Below are 17,608 nucleotides of genomic sequence, written 5' to 3' on the forward strand. Positions count from 1 at the left end.
ATAAGTTCTTTGTGTAAATTAAACGCAAAATAATTTTGCGGGTAATGATTTTCTGGTTTATATTTGTGTAATAAATACGCAAATAAACAGAAATTATGAATGGATTATTATTAACAGACGGCTATAAAACAGGGCACCATCAACAATACCCTGCAGGGACAGAGGAAGTATATTCTAATTGGACTCCAAGAAGCAATAAATACGCCCCAAAAGGCTGTGATAAAGTGGTTTCATTTGGACAGCAGTATGTAGTAACATGGTTGCATGAATATTTTAATGATAATTTCTTTTCTAAGCCAAAGGAACAAGTTTGTAGTGAAATTAAAGAAGAGCTTTCTTTGTATTTAGGTGCAGATTATGATGTAATTCATTTTGAAAAATTACATGACTTACAATATCTTCCCATTCAAGTAAAATCATTGCCAGAGGGTATTGAAGTGCCTATTAGAATTCCAATGTTAACTGTTGTAAATACTGAAAAGGAGTTTTATTGGGTTACAAATTTTTTAGAAACCATTCTATCTACAATGTTATGGCAGCCTATGACGTCTGCATCTATCGCTATTTTGTACAAACGTATTTTTAAAAAATGGGCGTTGACTACCGATAGCGAAAATCTTGCTTTTATCGATTTTCAAGGGCATGATTTTTCAATGCGAGGTATGAGTGGTCTTGAAAGTGCACTTACTTCTGGAATGGGGCATGCAAGCGTTTTTTTAGGGTCTGATACACTTCCTGTTATTAGCGGATTACGTAAGTATTACGATGCAAAAGGATTTGTTGTTGGTTCGGTAAATGCAACAGAACACTCTGTAATGTGTGCTGGAACTAAAGAAGATGAGATAAGAACCTTTCAGAATTTAATGAAAACATATCCTAAAGGCATCTTATCAGTTGTTAGTGATACATGGGATTTATGGAAAGTGCTTACAGAGTACCTACCAAAATTAAAAGATGAAGTGCTTGCTAGAGATGGTAAATTAGTTATTCGTCCAGATAGTGGGGATCCTATTGATATTATTTGTGGTGTAAACAGGCAAATTGGAGCTGAACTTCCACAAGAAAAAGGAGTTGTAGAATTGCTTTGGGATATTTTTGGAGGTACATTTAATAAAGAAGGGTTTAAAGTTTTAAATCCGCATATTGGAGCGATTTACGGCGATAGTATTACAACCGAAAGAGCAGAACAAATTTGCCAAAGATTGTATGATAAAGGATTCGCTTCTACAAATGTGGTTTTAGGAATAGGCTCTTTTACTTATCAATTTAACACTAGAGATACTTTTGGTTTTGCTATGAAAGCGACATCTGTAGTAGTTAATGGGGAACGCAGAGAAATTTTTAAAGATCCTATTACCGATGATGGGGTTAAGAAATCTGCTAAAGGATTAATTCGTATAGATTTGGTGGATGGTGAATATAAATTGATCGATCAAGTTTCTGAAGCTGAAGAAGCAAAAGGGGAATTGAAAATTATTTACAAAAATGGTGAATTTTTCAATCCCATAAATTTAAAACAAATAAGAGCGAGAATCAATGGATGTATTTAATTTTGATTTTTACGAGCGATTACGAAAAGATTATCAACAGCATAGAAGTCTTTTTGTAGCCTATGATTATGATAACACTGTTTTTGATTATCATAACCAAGGCATCGATTACGGGAAAATAATAGACCTCTTAAGAGTTTGTAAGTTGTTAGGATTTACATTAATATTATTTACAGGTAATGAAGGTGAGCAATTGGAAACGATTAAGTTAGATTTAATGAAAAAGGGAATTCCATATGATTTAATTAATGAGAACCCTTTAATGAAAACTCGAAAGCCCTATTATAACATATTGTTAGACGATAGAGCGGGTTTAAAAGAGGCATATATCAATTTAAAAAAACTTACAGATGAAATACAAAATAAACAAATTTAAAGATGGGCAAGTTGCAGCTAAAATTATTGAATCTGGCGATTTAGATATTAAAATTAGGGGTAACAGTTATGAAGATTTGTTTAGAATAGCTTCAATAAAAGAGGCTTGGGATAATGAAAATTCAACCAATAAAACTTTAACAGCTACATTAACAATTTATTGTTTAATTGGGCAGCGATCTGATAGACGTTTTAATGATTTAGAGTCTTTTGATTTAAAAATTATTGCAAATTTTATTAATTCAATGGCTTTTGATAAAGTTGAAATATTACATCCGCATAGCAGTATTACATTGGCGTTAATTAATAATTCAAAAGAAATAAAAAACTATGAATTCGTTAAAAAAGCATATAATGCTATTGGAAACCCTGTGCTAATAAGTCCCGATGCTGGAGCTTATAAAACAACCCATGAAATTGCCGAGAAATTAGATGCAGATTTAATTCCCTCAAACAAAGTTAGGGTAAATGGTATGCCTGTTATTAGTATACAAGGTGATGTTAATGGGAAAGATTGTTTGATTGTAGATGATTTAGCTGACGGAGGAAGAACCTTTAAGTTTTTAGCTGAAGAACTAAAAGAACAAGGCGCTAGAAAAGTGTTTTTATATGTTACACATGCGCAATTTAATTATGGGTTTGAGGAACTTAAAACAGCAATAGATCATGTGTATTGCACGAATAGTTATAAGGATATTGATGATGCTTTTGTAACTCAATATAAAGTTTTAATTGATGAATAGGTTTTGTAGAAAGGCGCTTTCTTTGAAGGAAAGCGTCTAAAACCTATAAACCTTCTCCGGCGTCACGCAGTAATCCAACCTAATATCAGTGTCAAAAGTTTCGATGAGGTTATTTTCAGCTTCAAAAAAAGATAGTCCAATTTTTATGGTTTCTGGTTTGCATGCTGCTAAAAACCGATCGTAAAAACCTTTGCCATAACCCACACGATTACCTTGTGTGTCGAAAGCTAAAAGCGGAATAAAAACAACTTCAGTTTTACTGTTCTCAATTTCAATACCATCAACGGGTTCAGGAATGTTATAGCTATTTTTCTTAATAACGGTATTATCGGTTAAAAGATAATTAATCATTTCGCCAGTTTTAAAATCACTTTTAGAAATGAGAATATGTTTGTCTTTTCCCGATAAAATATTCAAGATATAATCGGTATTTATTTCTTTTTGTTCTTCAATCGTTAAAAAAATATGGTAAAAGGAAAAATCCCAAATAGGAAGTTTTAAAAGCTGATTTGAAATATTTAAGCTTAAATCTTCAATCTGGTTTTCAGTCAAATCATTCCGAAGCGATTTGTATGTTTTTCGTAAGACGCTCTTGTCCATATTATTTTAAAACCCGTTTAAGTTTAGTTGAAATATGAAATAATGCATCACCTTGGTAAACAATTGGCGATTCGTTTACATTGATGATATAGCCCGAATTTGGTGCTTTTACAAAGTAATTAAACTTGCCGTACGGGTCTGTAATATAGCCTAAAACATCCTTTTTCTGCACATAAGCACCAATACGAATGGTGGCTTTAAACATGCCCGAAAATTTGGCACGTTGCCATTTGCTATCGTCTATAAACACACAATCGTGTTTTGGTCGCATGGATTTTATGGTTGTAGCCAGCATGCCCAAATGTTTTAAAATGCGTTTGGAACCATTCACTCCAGAATTTGTAACGGCATCGTCTATGTGGAAGGATTTTCCTCCTTCAAAAAGTAAAATAGGCTTGCCTAATTTTGAGCAGGTCGACCTAAATGATTTTGGTAAATTCTTAGAGTACAACACAAAAGGTGCTCCAAAAACTTTGGCTAAGGCAATAAGTTCAAGATTGCTTTTTTCAAAACGAAGCTGCGGGGCGTTAAATCTGCCTGAACCTCCTGTGTGAAAATCGATAATCATGTCTACATTAGGAATCACCTCGGTAATGAGTTTGTGGGCAACTCTGCCTGCCAAAGATCCCGTTGGACTTCCAGGGAAAACACGATTTAAATCACGACCATCGGGGAATTCGCGTTTTAAGTTTATAAAACCAAAAACATTAATTACAGGCATACAGATTACGGTGCCAGCTTTTGGTTTGTTAATGCCTTTAGAAATGAGTTGCCTTACAATTTCAACACCGTTAACTTCGTCGCCATGAATGCCTGCAGTAAATAAAACTGTAGGTCCTGGTTTTTTAGCACGTTCGATAATTATTGGAACGTTTACAGGGGTTGACGTATGTAAATTGGCAACATTAAAATTAACTTCTTTACTTTCTCCGGGTTTAATAGTCACCCCAAGAATGATTAAATCGCCATGATTTATTTCTGTCATTATTTTTTATTCTTTTCAATAAAGGAGATAATGGATTTTGCTATGTTACGTCCGGTAGCAGCCTCAATACCTTCCAATCCAGGAGTGGAATTTACTTCTAACAATAAAGGTCCGCGAGCAGATTGTAGCATGTCTACGCCGCAAACAGGAAGTTTTAAAGCTATAGAAGCATTCATGGCTAGTTTTAACTCGTCGGTGCTTAGTTTAATGATATTTGCCGATCCGCCGCGATGTAAGTTAGAACGAAATTCGCCCTCTTTACCTTGGCGTTTCATAGCGCCAACAACTTGGCCGTCTACCACTAAAGCACGTAAATCGGCGCCGCCAGCTTCTTTAATAAATTCTTGAACAATCACACGGGCTTGTAAACCGTTAAAGGCTTCAAGAACCGATTCGGCTGCATTTTTTGTTTCAGCTAAAACAACGCCTAAACCTTGTGTACCCTCTAATAATTTAATAATTACAGGGGTGCCGCCAACGTGTTGTATTACTTCTTCAACATCTCTAGAATAATTAGTGAAAACGGTTTTTGGCATGCCAATTCCTGCTTTACTTAAGCGTTGTAAACTGCGCAGTTTGTCCCTTGAGCGTTGAATGGCATCGGAAGTGACAATGGTAAAAACACCCATCATTTCAAATTGTCTAACTACGGCACAGCCATAAAAAGTTACCGATGCTCCAATTCTAGGAATAATAGCATCTACATAATCTAAGTAACGATCTTTATAGTAAATGGTTGGTTTTTCTTTTTCAATAATAATGTCACATTTCAGCGGGTCTATTACCTCTACTTTATGACCTCTTTTTGTACCTTCTTCAATAAGGCGATCAGTAGAGTATAACTGAGAATTTCTTGATAGAATGACTATATTCATGTTATTTTTTTAAAAAAGAAACGTTTATTAAATCTACGTCTACTATAAATTTTTGTTTCAGAAATTGTCTGCCTATTAAAACAGGAAATCTCATGTCGTCTCTCGTGCTTAAAGTTAAGTTAATCTTATATGTTTTGCCAAAGAATACGACTTCAGATTTTACTTTATATCGATTTTCTTTATAACCATTGCTGCTTTTTACATCGGTGCGCCAAAAAGTATCAAAAATAATTTCGGTTTTTCCAAAATTAGTATGCGACTTACTATTAAAAACGCATCGTAGGCTGTTGCCTTCTTCAATAATTTTAGAACAATGAATGGCAGAGGTATAGGCTCCGGTATCTATTTTTACATCAATATTGAATAGTCCCAACTCTGGGAAGTCAACAATATCAACGCGTCCAATGGTTTTTTTGCTCATTTTGTTTTTTTAAAAAGTGGCGCAATGTAGGGAATTAGTTCATTCAAAGATAAATAACTTCATTTTATTTAACAGTTTAATATGCTAACGGATTTCTGTTAAAAAATTAAAAATAATTACCTTTACGCTAATGGATACCCCTAATTTAGAGATACAATTAAAAACCCTTCCAAGTCAGCCGGGAGTATATCAATACTACGACAAAGAAGGTACAATTATTTACGTAGGAAAAGCTAAAAACCTCAAAAAAAGGGTAACTTCTTATTTTACCAAAAATCATGATAGCGGTAAAACAAGAGTGTTGGTGCGTAAAATTGCCGATATAAAACATATTGTAGTCGATACAGAAACCGATGCTCTCTTACTTGAAAATAACTTAATAAAAAAGTATCAGCCCCGTTATAATGTCTTGTTGAAGGACGATAAATCTTATCCGTGGATTTGTATAAAAAACGAACGTTTTCCAAGAGTGTTTTCTACACGTCGCGTTTTTAAAGATGGTAGCGAATATTTTGGGCCATATACCAGTTTAAAAACCGTTTATACCTTATTGGATTTAATAAAAGGCTTGTATGGATTGCGTACTTGCAATTATCATTTATCTGAAGAAAAAGTAGATGCTGGAAAATATAAAGTTTGTTTAGAATACCATTTAGGAAACTGCAAAGGTCCTTGCGAAGGCTTGGAAACCGAAGTGGCCTATAACGAAAACATAAAAGCAATACGCGAAATATTAAAAGGGAATTTTAAAGATTCATTGCAGCAGTTTAAGCTTCAAATGAAGGCTCTTGCAGAAAATTTACAGTTTGAAGAGGCTCAGAAAATTAAGGAAAAAGTTGAGGTTTTAGAAAACTATCAATCCAAATCAACCATAGTAAACCCTAAAATTAGCAATGTTGATGTGTTTTCAATTATGAGCGACGAAGGTTATGGGTATATTAACTTTTTACAACTGTCCTATGGTGCCATTATTCGTTCGCATACGTTAGAAATAAAAAAGAAATTAGACGAAACCGATAAGGAACTTTTAGAATTAGCCATTACTGAAATTAGGCAACGTTTCAATTCCAAATCTAAAGAAATTTATGTACCTTTTAAAGTAGATTTAGGCGCGTCTTTAAAAGTGACAATTCCTAAGTTGGGCGATAAAAAACACATTTTAGATTTGTCCTTAAGAAATGCTAAATATTATAGGATGGAGCGTTTCAAACAAATTAAAATTGTAGATCCCGATAGGCATGCCAATCGCATTATGGCACAAATGAAGCTGGATTTAAGACTGTCTGAAGAACCCCGACATATAGAATGTTTCGATAATTCGAACATTCAAGGTACAAATCCTGTGGCGGCTTGTGTGGTATTTAAAAACGGAAAACCTAGTAAAAAGGATTACCGTCATTTTAATATAAAAACGGTAGTGGGGCCAGACGATTTTGCTTCAATGGAAGAAGTGGTTTATAGGCGCTACAAGCGTATGGTTGAAGAAGAGCAGCCTTTGCCACAACTTATTATTATTGATGGCGGAAAAGGTCAACTATCATCGGCATTAAAAAGTTTAGATGCTTTAGGTTTAAGAAACGAGATTGCCATTATTGGAATTGCAAAACGCTTGGAAGAGCTGTTTTATCCAGACGACCCCATTCCGTTGTATTTGGATAAAAAGAGTGAAACCTTAAAAGTGATTCAGTTTTTACGTAATGAAGCCCACCGATTTGGAATTGAACATCATAGGAATAGACGTAGTAAAAGTGCTTTGAATACCGAGCTTGAAACCATTACGGGTGTAGGCGAAAAGACCATTGTCGATTTGTTAAAACATTTTAAATCGGCAAAACGTATTGCCAATGCAAAACTAGATGAGTTGGAAGCGGTAGTTGGGGTTGCTAGAGCAGCGAAAGTATATAATCATTATCACGACCAATTAGAATAATAAAATAGACCTTAATTTCATTTGAAGCAACAAACTCTAATATTTATTCTCTTCGCAATGTGTATAACTTTAGGGTATGCGCAACAAAACAGCTATGACAATAAACCAAAAGTAGGCTTAGTGTTAAGTGGTGGAGGTGCAAAAGGATTGGCGCATATTGGGGTTTTAAAAGTGATTGATAGTTTAGGGATTAAGATTGATTATGTGGCTGGAACCAGTATGGGTGCTGTTATTGGCGGTTTGTATGCAGCAGGATATTCTGGAAAACAACTAGATTCCCTGTTTCATGTTGTTAATTTTGATAAGATTATAAATGATGATTTACCTCGGGCATCAAAAACGTTTTACGAGCGTGACAATACCGAGAAATATGCTGTAAAATTACCGTTTGATAAATTTTCAATAAAATTACCTTCGGCGATTTCTAAAGGGCACAACACCTATAATTTATTCTCAAACTTGTTAATTGGTGTTAGTAATATTGACGATTTTAGTAAACTTCCCATACCGTTTTTCTGTATGGCAACTAATGTTGAAAACGGCCAACAAGTCGTTTTAGATAAAGGCAATCTTCCGCAATGTATTATGGCTAGTGCTGCGTTGCCATCGTTATTTCAGCCCGTTTTAATAAATAATACGGTTTTGGTAGATGGTGGTGTGGTTAATAATTACCCGGTTGATGAGATGCGAGAAAAGGGCATGGATGTAATTATTGGTGTCGATGTACAAGATGGATTATCAGATCGCGAACGATTAACTTCCGCTCCAAATGTTTTACTTCAAATAAATAATTTTCGAACCATTGATGATATGAAATTAAAGGTTGGTAAAACAGATGTTTATATAAAACCAGATATTGAAGATTTCAATATTATTTCATTTAGTGGTGGAGAAGATATTATAGAGTCGGGCAACGATGCGGCATTAGCCCAATTAGAAGCGCTTAAAGCTTTGCCTACTTATCAGTCAGATCAAGCAAAAAAAGAATTTAAGCCCACAAACTTAGATAGTATTAAAATTAATCAAATCCTTATTAAAGGAAACGAAAATTATACCAGAGCTTATGTTTTAGGAAAGCTGAAATTTAAAAACTACGAAAAAATAAGCTATAAAGATTTTACAAAAGGGGTCGATAATTTAGTAGCAACTAATAATTTTGATGCTTTTGAATATCAATTAAAGAAAACAAAAAACAGTGAAGGTTACGATTTAATAGCTAATATCACAGAATCTTCGGTGCGATCGTATCTCAAATTTGGTGTGCATTATGACCAGTTATATAAAACCGCGGTGCTTGTAAATGTTACCAAAAAAAAGATGCTTTTTAAAAACGATATGGTGTCCCTAGATTTAATTTTAGGCGATAATGTGCGTTATAATTTCGAGTACTTAATCGACAGAGGTTTTTATTGGAGTGTCGGTTTAAGATCGCGATACAATCAATTCGACAAGAAAGTTAGTGCCAGTTTGCTTTTAGAAGCGGAAGAAATTGAGGCTAAAAATTTAAATAAAATCGATTTAAGACTTAGAGATTTTACCAATCAATTTTATTTGCAAACCTTGTTTAGAAGAGATTTTTATTTAAGTATGGGAATCGAGCATAAGTATTTAGATGTAGATACCGAAAATCTTGCTGGGATTAATAATAACGCCTATTCTTTTGGAAGTACCGATTATTTAGGCTTGGCCGGAAATTTAAAATTAGATACTTATGATGATTTTTACTTTCCTACAAAAGGCGTGTATTTTGATGGGCATCTTAATTTATATTTATTTTCGTCAAGACTAGGAAGCGATTTTAAAAACTTTTCGATTGCAAAAGCAAATATGGGCTATGCCTTTAGTGTATCAAATAAATTGGCTTTTAATCTACAAACCAGTGGCGGATTTAAATTTGGCGATAAATCGGATAGAACATTAGATTTTGCATTAGGCGGATATGGGAATCATTTAATAAACAATTTCATTCCGTTTCTAGGATACGATTTTATGACTCTAACAGGAAATAGTTATGTGAAAGCATCATTTTCTGCAGACTATGAAATTTTCAAAAAGCAACACATCACCCTTGAAGGAAACTGGTCGAATATCGCTGATGATATTTTCGATACAGGCGAATGGTTTACACTTCCAGATTATACCGGTTATTCACTGGGTTATGGTGTAGAAACCTTTGTTGGTCCCATTCAGCTTAAATACAGTTATTCGCCAGAATTAGGCGCTAGTAAATGGTTTTTTAATGTGGGCTTTTGGTTTTAAGCTCTGCACTAAAAAAAACTCAACTTCTATCTATTTTAAAAGCATTCCATTTTCATGCTTTAATACAATTAATCAAACGAAGTCTTTTTTTATGATAAGAAATTGAATACTTTAGATTAGGATTGTTAAATACTAGAATCGTCTGAAAAGTCTAACAAAACAATAACAATTCAAAAGCGCATCCATAGGATTAAATTTATACATTTGGAATGGTAATTGCGACACCTTAATACAAATTGAAATCGCGTTTCACTCAAAATAGTTGCAAAAAACAATGAAAAAGACATTACTTATAATACTCACCTTAGGATTTATGCAAGCGGGAATCGCTCAAGAAGAATCGGCTTTTGGTGTTGGAGAATGGTTTAAATTTAAAATGAGTTATAGCAGCTGGTTTAAAGCTGGAAACGCTACACTTACCGTAAAAGAAGGCGAAGTTGCAGGCAAGGAAGTGTATCATGTTGTTGGTAAAGGTTGGACCACAGGCATGATAAAATGGTTTTTTGAGGTGGAAGATCTTTATGAAAGTTATTTTGATAAGCAAACTATAATGCCTTATAAATTTGTAAGAAAGATTGATGAAGGAGGCCATACTAAAAATTTAGTAATAGACTTCGATCAAAAAAATAATAAAGCTTATGTAAACGATTTAAAACATAATACCAAAAAGGTTATTGATACTAAGCCAAACATACAAGATATGGTGTCTACTTTTTATTATTTACGCAACAAGCTAGATACTAAGGCGCTTAAAGTTGGTCATGAAGTTAAAATCGATATGTTTTTTGATGATGAAAACTATGGTTTTAAACTTAAATATTTAGGTGAAGAAACTATAATCACCGATTTTGGCCCTATTCGTTCCTTAAAATTCAGGCCCTATGTTATGGCAGGTCGTGTGTTTAAAGAGGAAGAAAGTTTAACGCTCTGGGTATCGAAAGATAAAAATAAAGTACCTTTGCGTATCAAGGCAGATTTGGCTGTAGGATCGTTAAGAGCAGATTTAGAAGCGTTTAGCGGTTTAAAACATCCTTTTAAAACCAGTGCTAAAAACTAGGAAGATTGAAATCTGATATCACAAAAAAACTCAAAGAAAAATACGAAGCTATTGATCAAGATGTAGACACCCATTTAGAGGGGTTGTTACACAGCAAGCCTATTAATTATTGGGATTACATTCATACAGATACTTTATTAAATCTTCAAATACCACGTACTAATTTTCCAGACGAGATGGTTTTTATTATGTACCATCAAGTTTCCGAACTTTTATTCAAAATGGTGCTTAGCGAAATAGATCAAGTCGCGAATGCAAAAGATTTAACTGCGGAATTGTTTACAGATAAAATAATGCGTATAAGCCGGTATTTCGATGTGCTTACATCTTCGTTTAGCATTATGAAAGACGGTATGGATGTGGAGCAGTATAATAAATTTAGAACCACATTAACGCCAGCTAGTGGTTTTCAAAGTGCGCAGTACAGAAAAATTGAGTTTGCTTCAACAGAACTTATTAATCTTATAGACAAACGCTTCCGAGACACCATTGATCGCGACAGTTCTTACGAGCATGCTTTCGAACATTTATATTGGCAAGCTGCTGGAAAAGATTTTGTTACGGGAAAAAAGAGCTATACTTTAACAATTTTTGAACAGAAGTATAAATCGGAATTCATTAATTTTACGCGCTTTTACAAAAACAATAACTTGTGGAGTAAATTTAAAGCGTTGCCAAAAGCTTCACAAGAAAATGAAGCTTTAATAAAAGCCATGCGTCACTACGATTATACAGTGAATATAACATGGGTAATGGCACATTACAATACGGCAAATCATTATTTAAATATTGGTGGCGAAACTGCCGAAGCCACCGGAGGAAGTGAGTGGGTGAAATACATGCACCCGAAATATCAAAAAAGAATATTTTTTCCAAAATTATGGACAGAGAAAGAAAAAGAAGCATGGGGAACAAATATAGCAGAGGAATAGTAGTATTATTAGTTGTAATTTTTTCAGCTTGTAAAGAAACCCCAAAAAATAAAGTACCATTAGTAAAAGTAGAAATAGCAGCAGTTGAAGAACCTGAAGATGTATATGAATTTGGTTATAATTTAAACGATTTTGTTGTAAAACGCGATACCGTAAGGTCTGGTGATAGTTTTGGTGAAATACTAGAACGTAATAAAGTTAGTTATCCTGAAATTTTCAATATTGCCGAAACAGCTAAAGCTACCTTTGATATTAGACGGATTCAATTAGGGAAACCTTATACGCTTTTATGTTCTAAAGATTCATTAGAAACCCCAAAATGTTTTATTTATCAGCCCAATTTGGAAGAATATGTGGTTATCGATTTTAACGATTCCATTCAAGCTTATACCAAGAAAAAGCCAATCACTTATGTTGAGAAAACAGCTACTGGTGTAATAAATAGCAGTATTTCTGAAACTTTATTAGATAAAGGTTTAAGTCCGAGATTAGCATATAAGCTGGCTGACGAAATTTACGCATGGACTATCGATTTTAGAAGACTTCAAAAAGGCGATCGCTTTAAAGTTATTTATACCGATAAATACATTGACGATACTATTTATACAGGTATTCACGATATTAAAGCAGCTTATTTTGAGCATAATAAAGAGCCTTTCTATGCTTTTCAGTTTGAAACTGATGCCGAAAAAGGTATTGTCGATTATTTTAATGAAGATGCTAAAAACCTGCGTCGCGCCTTTTTAAAAGCGCCAGTTCAGTTTAGTCGTATTTCTTCAAGATATAACTTAAAACGTCGCATTGCAGTTTATGGTTTTAAAGTAAGACCACACAAAGGTACCGATTTTGCGGCGCCAATAGGTACACCTATTATGGCAACTTCAAACGGAACGGTTACCAAATCTGAACGTCGTGGAGGAAACGGTAATTATGTAAAGATTAGACACAATGCCACTTACGAAACACAATACCTTCACATGAGTAAACGCAACGTAAAAGTTGGGCAGTTTGTAAAGCAAGGCGATGTTATTGGATGGGTAGGAATGACCGGAAACACTGGCGGTCCACACGTATGTTACCGTTTTTGGGTTAACGGAAAACAAGTTGATCCTTTCAAACAAAAATTACCAGAAGCGAAACCTATATCAGATTCTTTAAAGGTGGAATATTTAGACTTCATAAAACCTATAAAAGCACAGCTTGACGGGATTCAATTTGAAGCTAAACCTGAAGATTTTGAAGAACCACAAGGCGAAACTATAGAACCGAACGAAAATTTAATTTCTTAAATAATAAACAACAACTATTTATGGCGCTACCAACAATTAAGCCTACTACTACCAATTCTTGGGGAAAATTACAAGAGCACTTTGAAAACATAAAAGATGTTCACATGAAAGATTTATTTGCATCTGATAAAGATAGAGCAGATAAATTCACAATAAAATGGGAAGATTTTTATGTCGATTTTTCAAAAAATAGAATTACTGAAGAAACCTTAAAACACTTACTTGAACTAGCAAAAGATGTTAATTTAAAAGAAGCTATTGAAAGTCAGTTTTCAGGAGAAAAAATTAATCAAACCGAAGGAAGAGCCGTTTTACACACCGCTTTAAGAGCGCCTAAAACCGCTGATTTCAAAGTGGATGGCGTTAATGTAATGCCCGAAATTTATGCCGTTAAGGAAAAAATAAAAGGCTTTACAAACGAAGTTGTAACTGGCCAGCGTAAAGGTTATACAGGAAAAGCATTTACCGATGTTGTAAATATTGGTATTGGAGGTTCGGATTTAGGACCAGCTATGGTTGTAGATTCTTTACAGTATTATAAAAATGATTTAACCACACATTTTGTAAGTAATGTTGATGGCGATCATGTTAACGAAGTCATTAAAAAATTAAACCCAGAAACGACTTTATTTGTCATTGTTTCAAAAACATTTACAACTCAAGAAACGCTTTCAAATGCCAATACAATTAAGGAGTGGTTTTTAAAATCGGCTAATCAAGAGGCTATTGCACAACATTTTGTTGCGGTTTCTACAAACATTAAAAACGTTCAAGCTTTTGGTATCGATGCCAATAATGTGTTTCCAATGTGGGACTGGGTTGGTGGTCGTTTCTCTTTATGGAGTGCGGTTGGTTTAACCATTAGTTTGGCTGTAGGTTACGATAATTATGATGCTTTACTTAAAGGGGCAAATAAAATGGATGAACACTTCAGAAATGAAGATTTTAAAACCAATATCCCTGTGGTTTTAGCTTTAATTAGCGTTTGGTACAACAATTTCTTTAATGCCGAAAGTGAAGCTGTTATTCCTTATTCTCAGTATTTAAATCAATTTGCGACTTATCTACAGCAAGGGATTATGGAGAGTAATGGTAAGAGTATAGACCGTAACGGAAACCCAATTGATTACCAAACAGGAACCATTATTTGGGGTGAACCAGGGACGAATTCGCAGCACGCGTTTTTTCAATTAATTCACCAAGGAACAAAATTAATTCCTGCCGATTTTATTGGGTTTACTAAGTCTTTGCACGGTAATCAAGATCATCAAGATAAATTAATGTCTAACTTTTTAGCACAAACTGAAGCTTTGTTAAACGGTAAGACAGAGGCTGAAGTTAAGGCTGAAGGAGCAAGTTCAGACTTAGTGCCTTTTAAAGTTTTTCAAGGTAATAAGCCAACAAATACAATTTTCATTAACAAGCTTTCTCCAGAAAGTTTAGGTGAATTAATAGCGATGTACGAACACAAAATATTTGTGCAAGGCATTATTTGGAACATTTTTAGTTACGACCAATTTGGTGTTGAACTAGGAAAACAGTTGGCTAATAAAATTTTACAAGAATTTGATGAGTCAGGAGAAAACACACATGATTCTTCAACTCAAAACTTATTGAATTACTATAAATCAATAAGATAAGCTTCATAGGAATTAAAGTAAAAGCATCATTTTATTAAATGGTGCTTTTTTTTTGTTATAATTTCATGAAATTTTTTTTAAAATAAAGTTTAATTAGGATTAGTATACATTGCCTAAATATTTAGAATTCTTGCTGCTTTTTTAGCATTTTCGATAAATTTTAAGGTTCTTTTTGTGTTAACATTATTTTTTTAGAATGATATTTTTAATAGTGTAAAACACTGATGTCTTAACATTTAGATAATATTAACACGAATTTTATATGTATTTTTGCCATGACTAATTCTAATAATTAATTTATGAAAACAAAAATTCCCTCACTATTGCTATGGGTATGTCTTATGGTGACTGCTTCAGCAATTTCACAAAGTAAACTTTCAGGAACCATTTTAGAAGCTGGAAGTAACATGCCGCTTCCAGGAGCCAATCTTATTGAAAAAGGAACTTCAAACGGAGTAACTACAGATTTTAATGGAAATTTCACTTTAGTTTCAAAACAAAAATCTGGACAGCTTATTATTTCTTATGTGGGTTACGCCTCGGTAACTGTAAATTTTAAAGGAGACACCAATTTAGGTAACATTAAATTAGAATCTGACAACTCACTTGATGAAGTAGTTATTATTGGTTCTGGTGTCGTAGATTTAGCTGAAGACAGAAAAACTCCAGTGGCTGTTTCTACAATTAAAGCTAAAGAAATTCAAGAAAAGGCAGGTAATTTTGATTTACCCGTTTTATTAAAATCAACCCCTTCTGTTCAAACGGTTCAGTCTGGTGGTTTTGGTGATGGTCAGATGTATTTACGTGGTTTCGATCAAACAAATATTGCATTTTTATTAAACGGACAACCTATTAACGGTATGGAAGATGGTAAAATGTACTGGTCAAACTGGCAAGGTGTTACTGAAGTAGCAAATGCTATACAAGTTCAGCGTGGTTTAGGAGCTTCAAAACTAGCCATTTCTTCAGTTGGTGGTACAGTAAATATCGTAACTAAAACCATTGATAAAAAAGCAGGTGGTTTTGTGCAGCAAATGTTTGGTAACGATAACTATTTAAAGACGAATGCTTATTTTTCAACAGGAGTTAACGATAAAGGTTGGTCGTTCTCAGGTTTGTTAGGCTATTGGGAAGGTAATGGTTATGTAGATTTTACCCAAGGGCAAGGTCAAACTTATTTCTTTTCGGTAGGATATCAACCAAACGAAAATCATTCCATTAACTTCTTAATCACTGGTGCTCCACAGTGGCATGCTGTAGCAGGAAGTGCAGATATTGGCGATTTTTTAGATAGTGAAAGAGGGCGTCGTTACAACCCATGGAACTTTGATGGTATTGATAGTCCTAACACACTTGATGGACCATATAACGTTTATCCTGGCGGACGAAATATTTATCATAAGCCGGTTGCCAATTTAAACTGGGATTGGACTATAAACGATAATTCTTCATTATCTACAGTGCTTTATGGATCGATGGGTCGAGGAAGTTTTGCACAGTCTATCACCGATAGAAATTCAGGTGAACTTTTATACGCTAGAGGTTCAAACAATAACCATAATTGGTTTGGTTTAGTAACAAACTACAACAACCAATTAACCGAAAATTTAAACTTAAACGTAGGTGCCGATGTGCGTTTTTATAACGGAATTCACTTTAGAGATGTTCGCGAATTTATTTCGGTAGATTCAGTTCAAGCAAATTCAGCTTATAATAACAATCAAGATTATTACTTAACTGAAGCTGGTGGTATTAATCCTTGGAAAGTGTTTTTTAACCCTAACACAGATCACTTACAACGTTTTGGTTACGATTATGAAGAACAAATTAACTACGGCGGTATTTTTGGTCAGTTAGAATATTCTAAAGATAAATTTTCAACCTTTTTCCAAGGTGCATTATCTAATCAATCTCATGTGCGTGAAGAATTTTTAAATACTTCTACTCCAGGTGAAGGCGAAAAAGGTGGTAAAATAAATAATATGGGCTACAACCTAAAAGTTGGTGCGGCTTATGAGATTAGCAGTATGCACAAGTTATTTGTTAATGCAGGATATTATTCGCGTCAGCCTTTTCATGAAAATTTATATAAAAATGATAGAGGAAGTAATGAATTATTACAACCTGAAGCAGGTAATGAGGAAATTACAGGTTTTGAAGGAGGATATCAATTTAATGGAGGGCGAGCCATTTCAGTTAATTTAAATGCATACCACACCACATGGGGCAATAGAACTTTAATAAATAATAATGGTGAAAATGGTGATGATTATATCAGTTTCCAAACTTTAGGTGTGAAGCAAGTGCATTATGGTGCCGAATTGGAAGTGATGACACGTCCATTAGAGCATTTAAGATTGAATGGTTATTTATCATTAGGCGAGTGGCAGTTTAAAGATAATGCGACCCAGAGAACTTTTGATAATGATGGTGTCCAAATTGGTTCCGATGAAGAAATTGTAATAGACGGCTTTAATGTTGGAGGCGCCGCACAGGTAACAGGTGGTGTTAACGGTAGCTATGAATTTTTACCAAGAGCAAGTTTTGATGCTGCATGGAATTGGTATAACGATATATTTTCAACAGGGTCTTTAGAATTGGCGCCATTATCTATGCCATCTTACGATACGGTAGATTTAGGGTTTTCATACACCATGTTATTTGGAGCAGGTATAAACTCAATTCAGTTTCGAGTTAACGTAGACAACGTTTTCGATGAGGTTTATTTAGAATCTGTAAATGGAAACACTCAGGCTTCAGCAAATCCCGCTGATAACTATAAAGGTGTTAATAAAAGCAATACAGGGCGTTTTGGTTACGGAAGAACTTGGAATACAAGTATTCGTGTTAACTTCTAAATTAATGCATAACAACAAGAATTTATAATATCTAAAAACCGCTTCATCTAGAAGCGGTTTTTTTATCTTTTTAATTATTACATTTGTTATTCAA

At 34.0% G+C, this 17,608-nt stretch carries 14 protein-coding genes; 10 read left to right on the top strand and 4 right to left on the bottom strand.

Features of this window, described 5'->3' with window-relative positions:
- The first annotated feature begins 95 nt into the window (after positions 1-95).
- From H6X70_RS08675 to H6X70_RS08685, 3 genes are read left to right on the top strand one after another with little or no spacing between them, the layout of a single operon-like run.
- A complete protein-coding gene (locus tag H6X70_RS08675) occupies positions 96-1,550 on the top strand; it encodes a nicotinate phosphoribosyltransferase (protein ID WP_194767285.1) in 1,455 nt (484 codons plus the stop codon).
- A complete protein-coding gene (locus tag H6X70_RS08680; RefSeq protein WP_194767286.1) occupies positions 1,537-1,926 on the top strand; it encodes a hypothetical protein in 390 nt (129 codons plus the stop codon). Before H6X70_RS08675 ends, H6X70_RS08680 begins: the two co-directional genes overlap by 14 nt.
- Positions 1,901-2,668 carry a phosphoribosyltransferase family protein gene (locus H6X70_RS08685; protein ID WP_194767287.1) on the top strand — a complete coding sequence of 256 codons (768 nt, stop codon included), beginning with the start codon at positions 1,901-1,903 and terminating at the stop codon, positions 2,666-2,668. The genes H6X70_RS08680 and H6X70_RS08685 overlap by 26 nt, the downstream gene beginning before the upstream one ends.
- A gap of 36 nt (positions 2,669-2,704) precedes the next feature.
- Here H6X70_RS08685 and H6X70_RS08690 read toward each other — a convergent pair whose 3' ends face one another.
- From H6X70_RS08690 to H6X70_RS08705, 4 genes are read right to left on the bottom strand one after another with little or no spacing between them, the layout of a single operon-like run.
- On the bottom strand, positions 2,705-3,268 hold the full coding sequence (locus tag H6X70_RS08690; protein ID WP_194767288.1) for a 5-formyltetrahydrofolate cyclo-ligase: 564 nt from the start codon (positions 3,266-3,268) through the stop codon (positions 2,705-2,707).
- 1 nt (position 3,269) lies between these two features.
- Positions 3,270-4,253 carry a succinylglutamate desuccinylase/aspartoacylase family protein gene (locus tag H6X70_RS08695; RefSeq protein ID WP_194767289.1) on the bottom strand — a complete coding sequence of 328 codons (984 nt, stop codon included), beginning with the start codon at positions 4,251-4,253 and terminating at the stop codon, positions 3,270-3,272.
- Positions 4,253-5,128, bottom strand: coding sequence for a 30S ribosomal protein S6--L-glutamate ligase (gene rimK / locus H6X70_RS08700; protein ID WP_194767290.1), 876 nt, complete (start codon positions 5,126-5,128; stop codon positions 4,253-4,255). Before rimK ends, H6X70_RS08695 begins: the two co-directional genes overlap by 1 nt.
- Before the next feature lies 1 nt (position 5,129).
- Positions 5,130-5,549, bottom strand: a complete 420-nt coding sequence (locus H6X70_RS08705) for an ATP-dependent zinc protease (RefSeq protein ID WP_194767291.1) — start codon at positions 5,547-5,549, stop codon at positions 5,130-5,132.
- A 130-nt stretch (positions 5,550-5,679) separates the two neighbouring features.
- On the opposite strand from H6X70_RS08705, the gene uvrC reads away from it, so the two are divergent.
- The 7 genes from uvrC (at position 5,680) to H6X70_RS08740 (ending at position 17,514) form a co-directional block, all read left to right on the top strand.
- Positions 5,680-7,479, top strand: coding sequence for an excinuclease ABC subunit UvrC (gene uvrC / locus H6X70_RS08710; protein ID WP_194767292.1), 1,800 nt, complete (start codon positions 5,680-5,682; stop codon positions 7,477-7,479).
- Positions 7,480-7,536: 57 nt separating this feature from the next.
- The gene (locus H6X70_RS08715) at positions 7,537-9,738 is read left to right on the top strand and encodes a patatin-like phospholipase family protein (RefSeq protein ID WP_194767293.1); all 2,202 of its coding nucleotides are present in this window, start codon (positions 7,537-7,539) and stop codon (positions 9,736-9,738) included.
- 274 nt (positions 9,739-10,012) lie between these two features.
- Positions 10,013-10,795: a DUF3108 domain-containing protein gene (locus H6X70_RS08720; RefSeq protein WP_194767294.1), complete on the top strand. Its 783-nt coding sequence runs from the start codon at positions 10,013-10,015 to the stop codon at positions 10,793-10,795.
- A gap of 5 nt (positions 10,796-10,800) precedes the next feature.
- Complete coding sequence (locus tag H6X70_RS08725) at positions 10,801-11,727, top strand: tryptophan 2,3-dioxygenase family protein (protein WP_194767295.1); 927 nt, start codon at positions 10,801-10,803, stop codon at positions 11,725-11,727.
- Positions 11,676-13,016, top strand: coding sequence for a peptidoglycan DD-metalloendopeptidase family protein (locus H6X70_RS08730; RefSeq protein ID WP_228530315.1), 1,341 nt, complete (start codon positions 11,676-11,678; stop codon positions 13,014-13,016). The genes H6X70_RS08725 and H6X70_RS08730 overlap by 52 nt, the downstream gene beginning before the upstream one ends.
- Before the next feature lie 20 nt (positions 13,017-13,036).
- Positions 13,037-14,656 (top strand): glucose-6-phosphate isomerase, encoded by a 1,620-nt coding sequence (gene pgi, locus H6X70_RS08735; RefSeq protein WP_194767296.1) that lies wholly within the window; start codon positions 13,037-13,039, stop codon positions 14,654-14,656.
- 299 nt (positions 14,657-14,955) lie between these two features.
- Positions 14,956-17,514: a TonB-dependent receptor gene (locus H6X70_RS08740; RefSeq protein ID WP_194767297.1), complete on the top strand. Its 2,559-nt coding sequence runs from the start codon at positions 14,956-14,958 to the stop codon at positions 17,512-17,514.
- Positions 17,515-17,608 lie beyond the last annotated feature (94 nt).

The sequence above is a fragment of the Tamlana sp. I1 genome (genome assembly GCF_015355625.1).
In the GTDB taxonomy this organism is placed as follows: Bacteria; Bacteroidota; Bacteroidia; order Flavobacteriales; family Flavobacteriaceae; genus Pseudotamlana.

Coding starts and splice junctions, on each gene's coding strand:
- H6X70_RS08705 (WP_194767291.1), bottom strand. CDS start 5,549: ATGAGCAAAAAAACCATTGGACGCGTTGATATTGTTGACTTCCCAGAG.
- H6X70_RS08730 (WP_228530315.1), top strand. CDS start 11,676: ATGGACAGAGAAAGAAAAAGAAGCATGGGGAACAAATATAGCAGAGGA.
- H6X70_RS08695 (WP_194767289.1), bottom strand. CDS start 4,253: ATGACAGAAATAAATCATGGCGATTTAATCATTCTTGGGGTGACTATT.
- uvrC (WP_194767292.1), top strand. CDS start 5,680: ATGGATACCCCTAATTTAGAGATACAATTAAAAACCCTTCCAAGTCAG.
- H6X70_RS08685 (WP_194767287.1), top strand. CDS start 1,901: ATGAAATACAAAATAAACAAATTTAAAGATGGGCAAGTTGCAGCTAAA.
- H6X70_RS08680 (WP_194767286.1), top strand. CDS start 1,537: ATGGATGTATTTAATTTTGATTTTTACGAGCGATTACGAAAAGATTAT.
- rimK (WP_194767290.1), bottom strand. CDS start 5,128: ATGAATATAGTCATTCTATCAAGAAATTCTCAGTTATACTCTACTGAT.
- H6X70_RS08715 (WP_194767293.1), top strand. CDS start 7,537: ATGTGTATAACTTTAGGGTATGCGCAACAAAACAGCTATGACAATAAA.
- H6X70_RS08740 (WP_194767297.1), top strand. CDS start 14,956: ATGAAAACAAAAATTCCCTCACTATTGCTATGGGTATGTCTTATGGTG.
- H6X70_RS08720 (WP_194767294.1), top strand. CDS start 10,013: ATGAAAAAGACATTACTTATAATACTCACCTTAGGATTTATGCAAGCG.
- H6X70_RS08690 (WP_194767288.1), bottom strand. CDS start 3,268: ATGGACAAGAGCGTCTTACGAAAAACATACAAATCGCTTCGGAATGAT.
- H6X70_RS08675 (WP_194767285.1), top strand. CDS start 96: ATGAATGGATTATTATTAACAGACGGCTATAAAACAGGGCACCATCAA.
- pgi (WP_194767296.1), top strand. CDS start 13,037: ATGGCGCTACCAACAATTAAGCCTACTACTACCAATTCTTGGGGAAAA.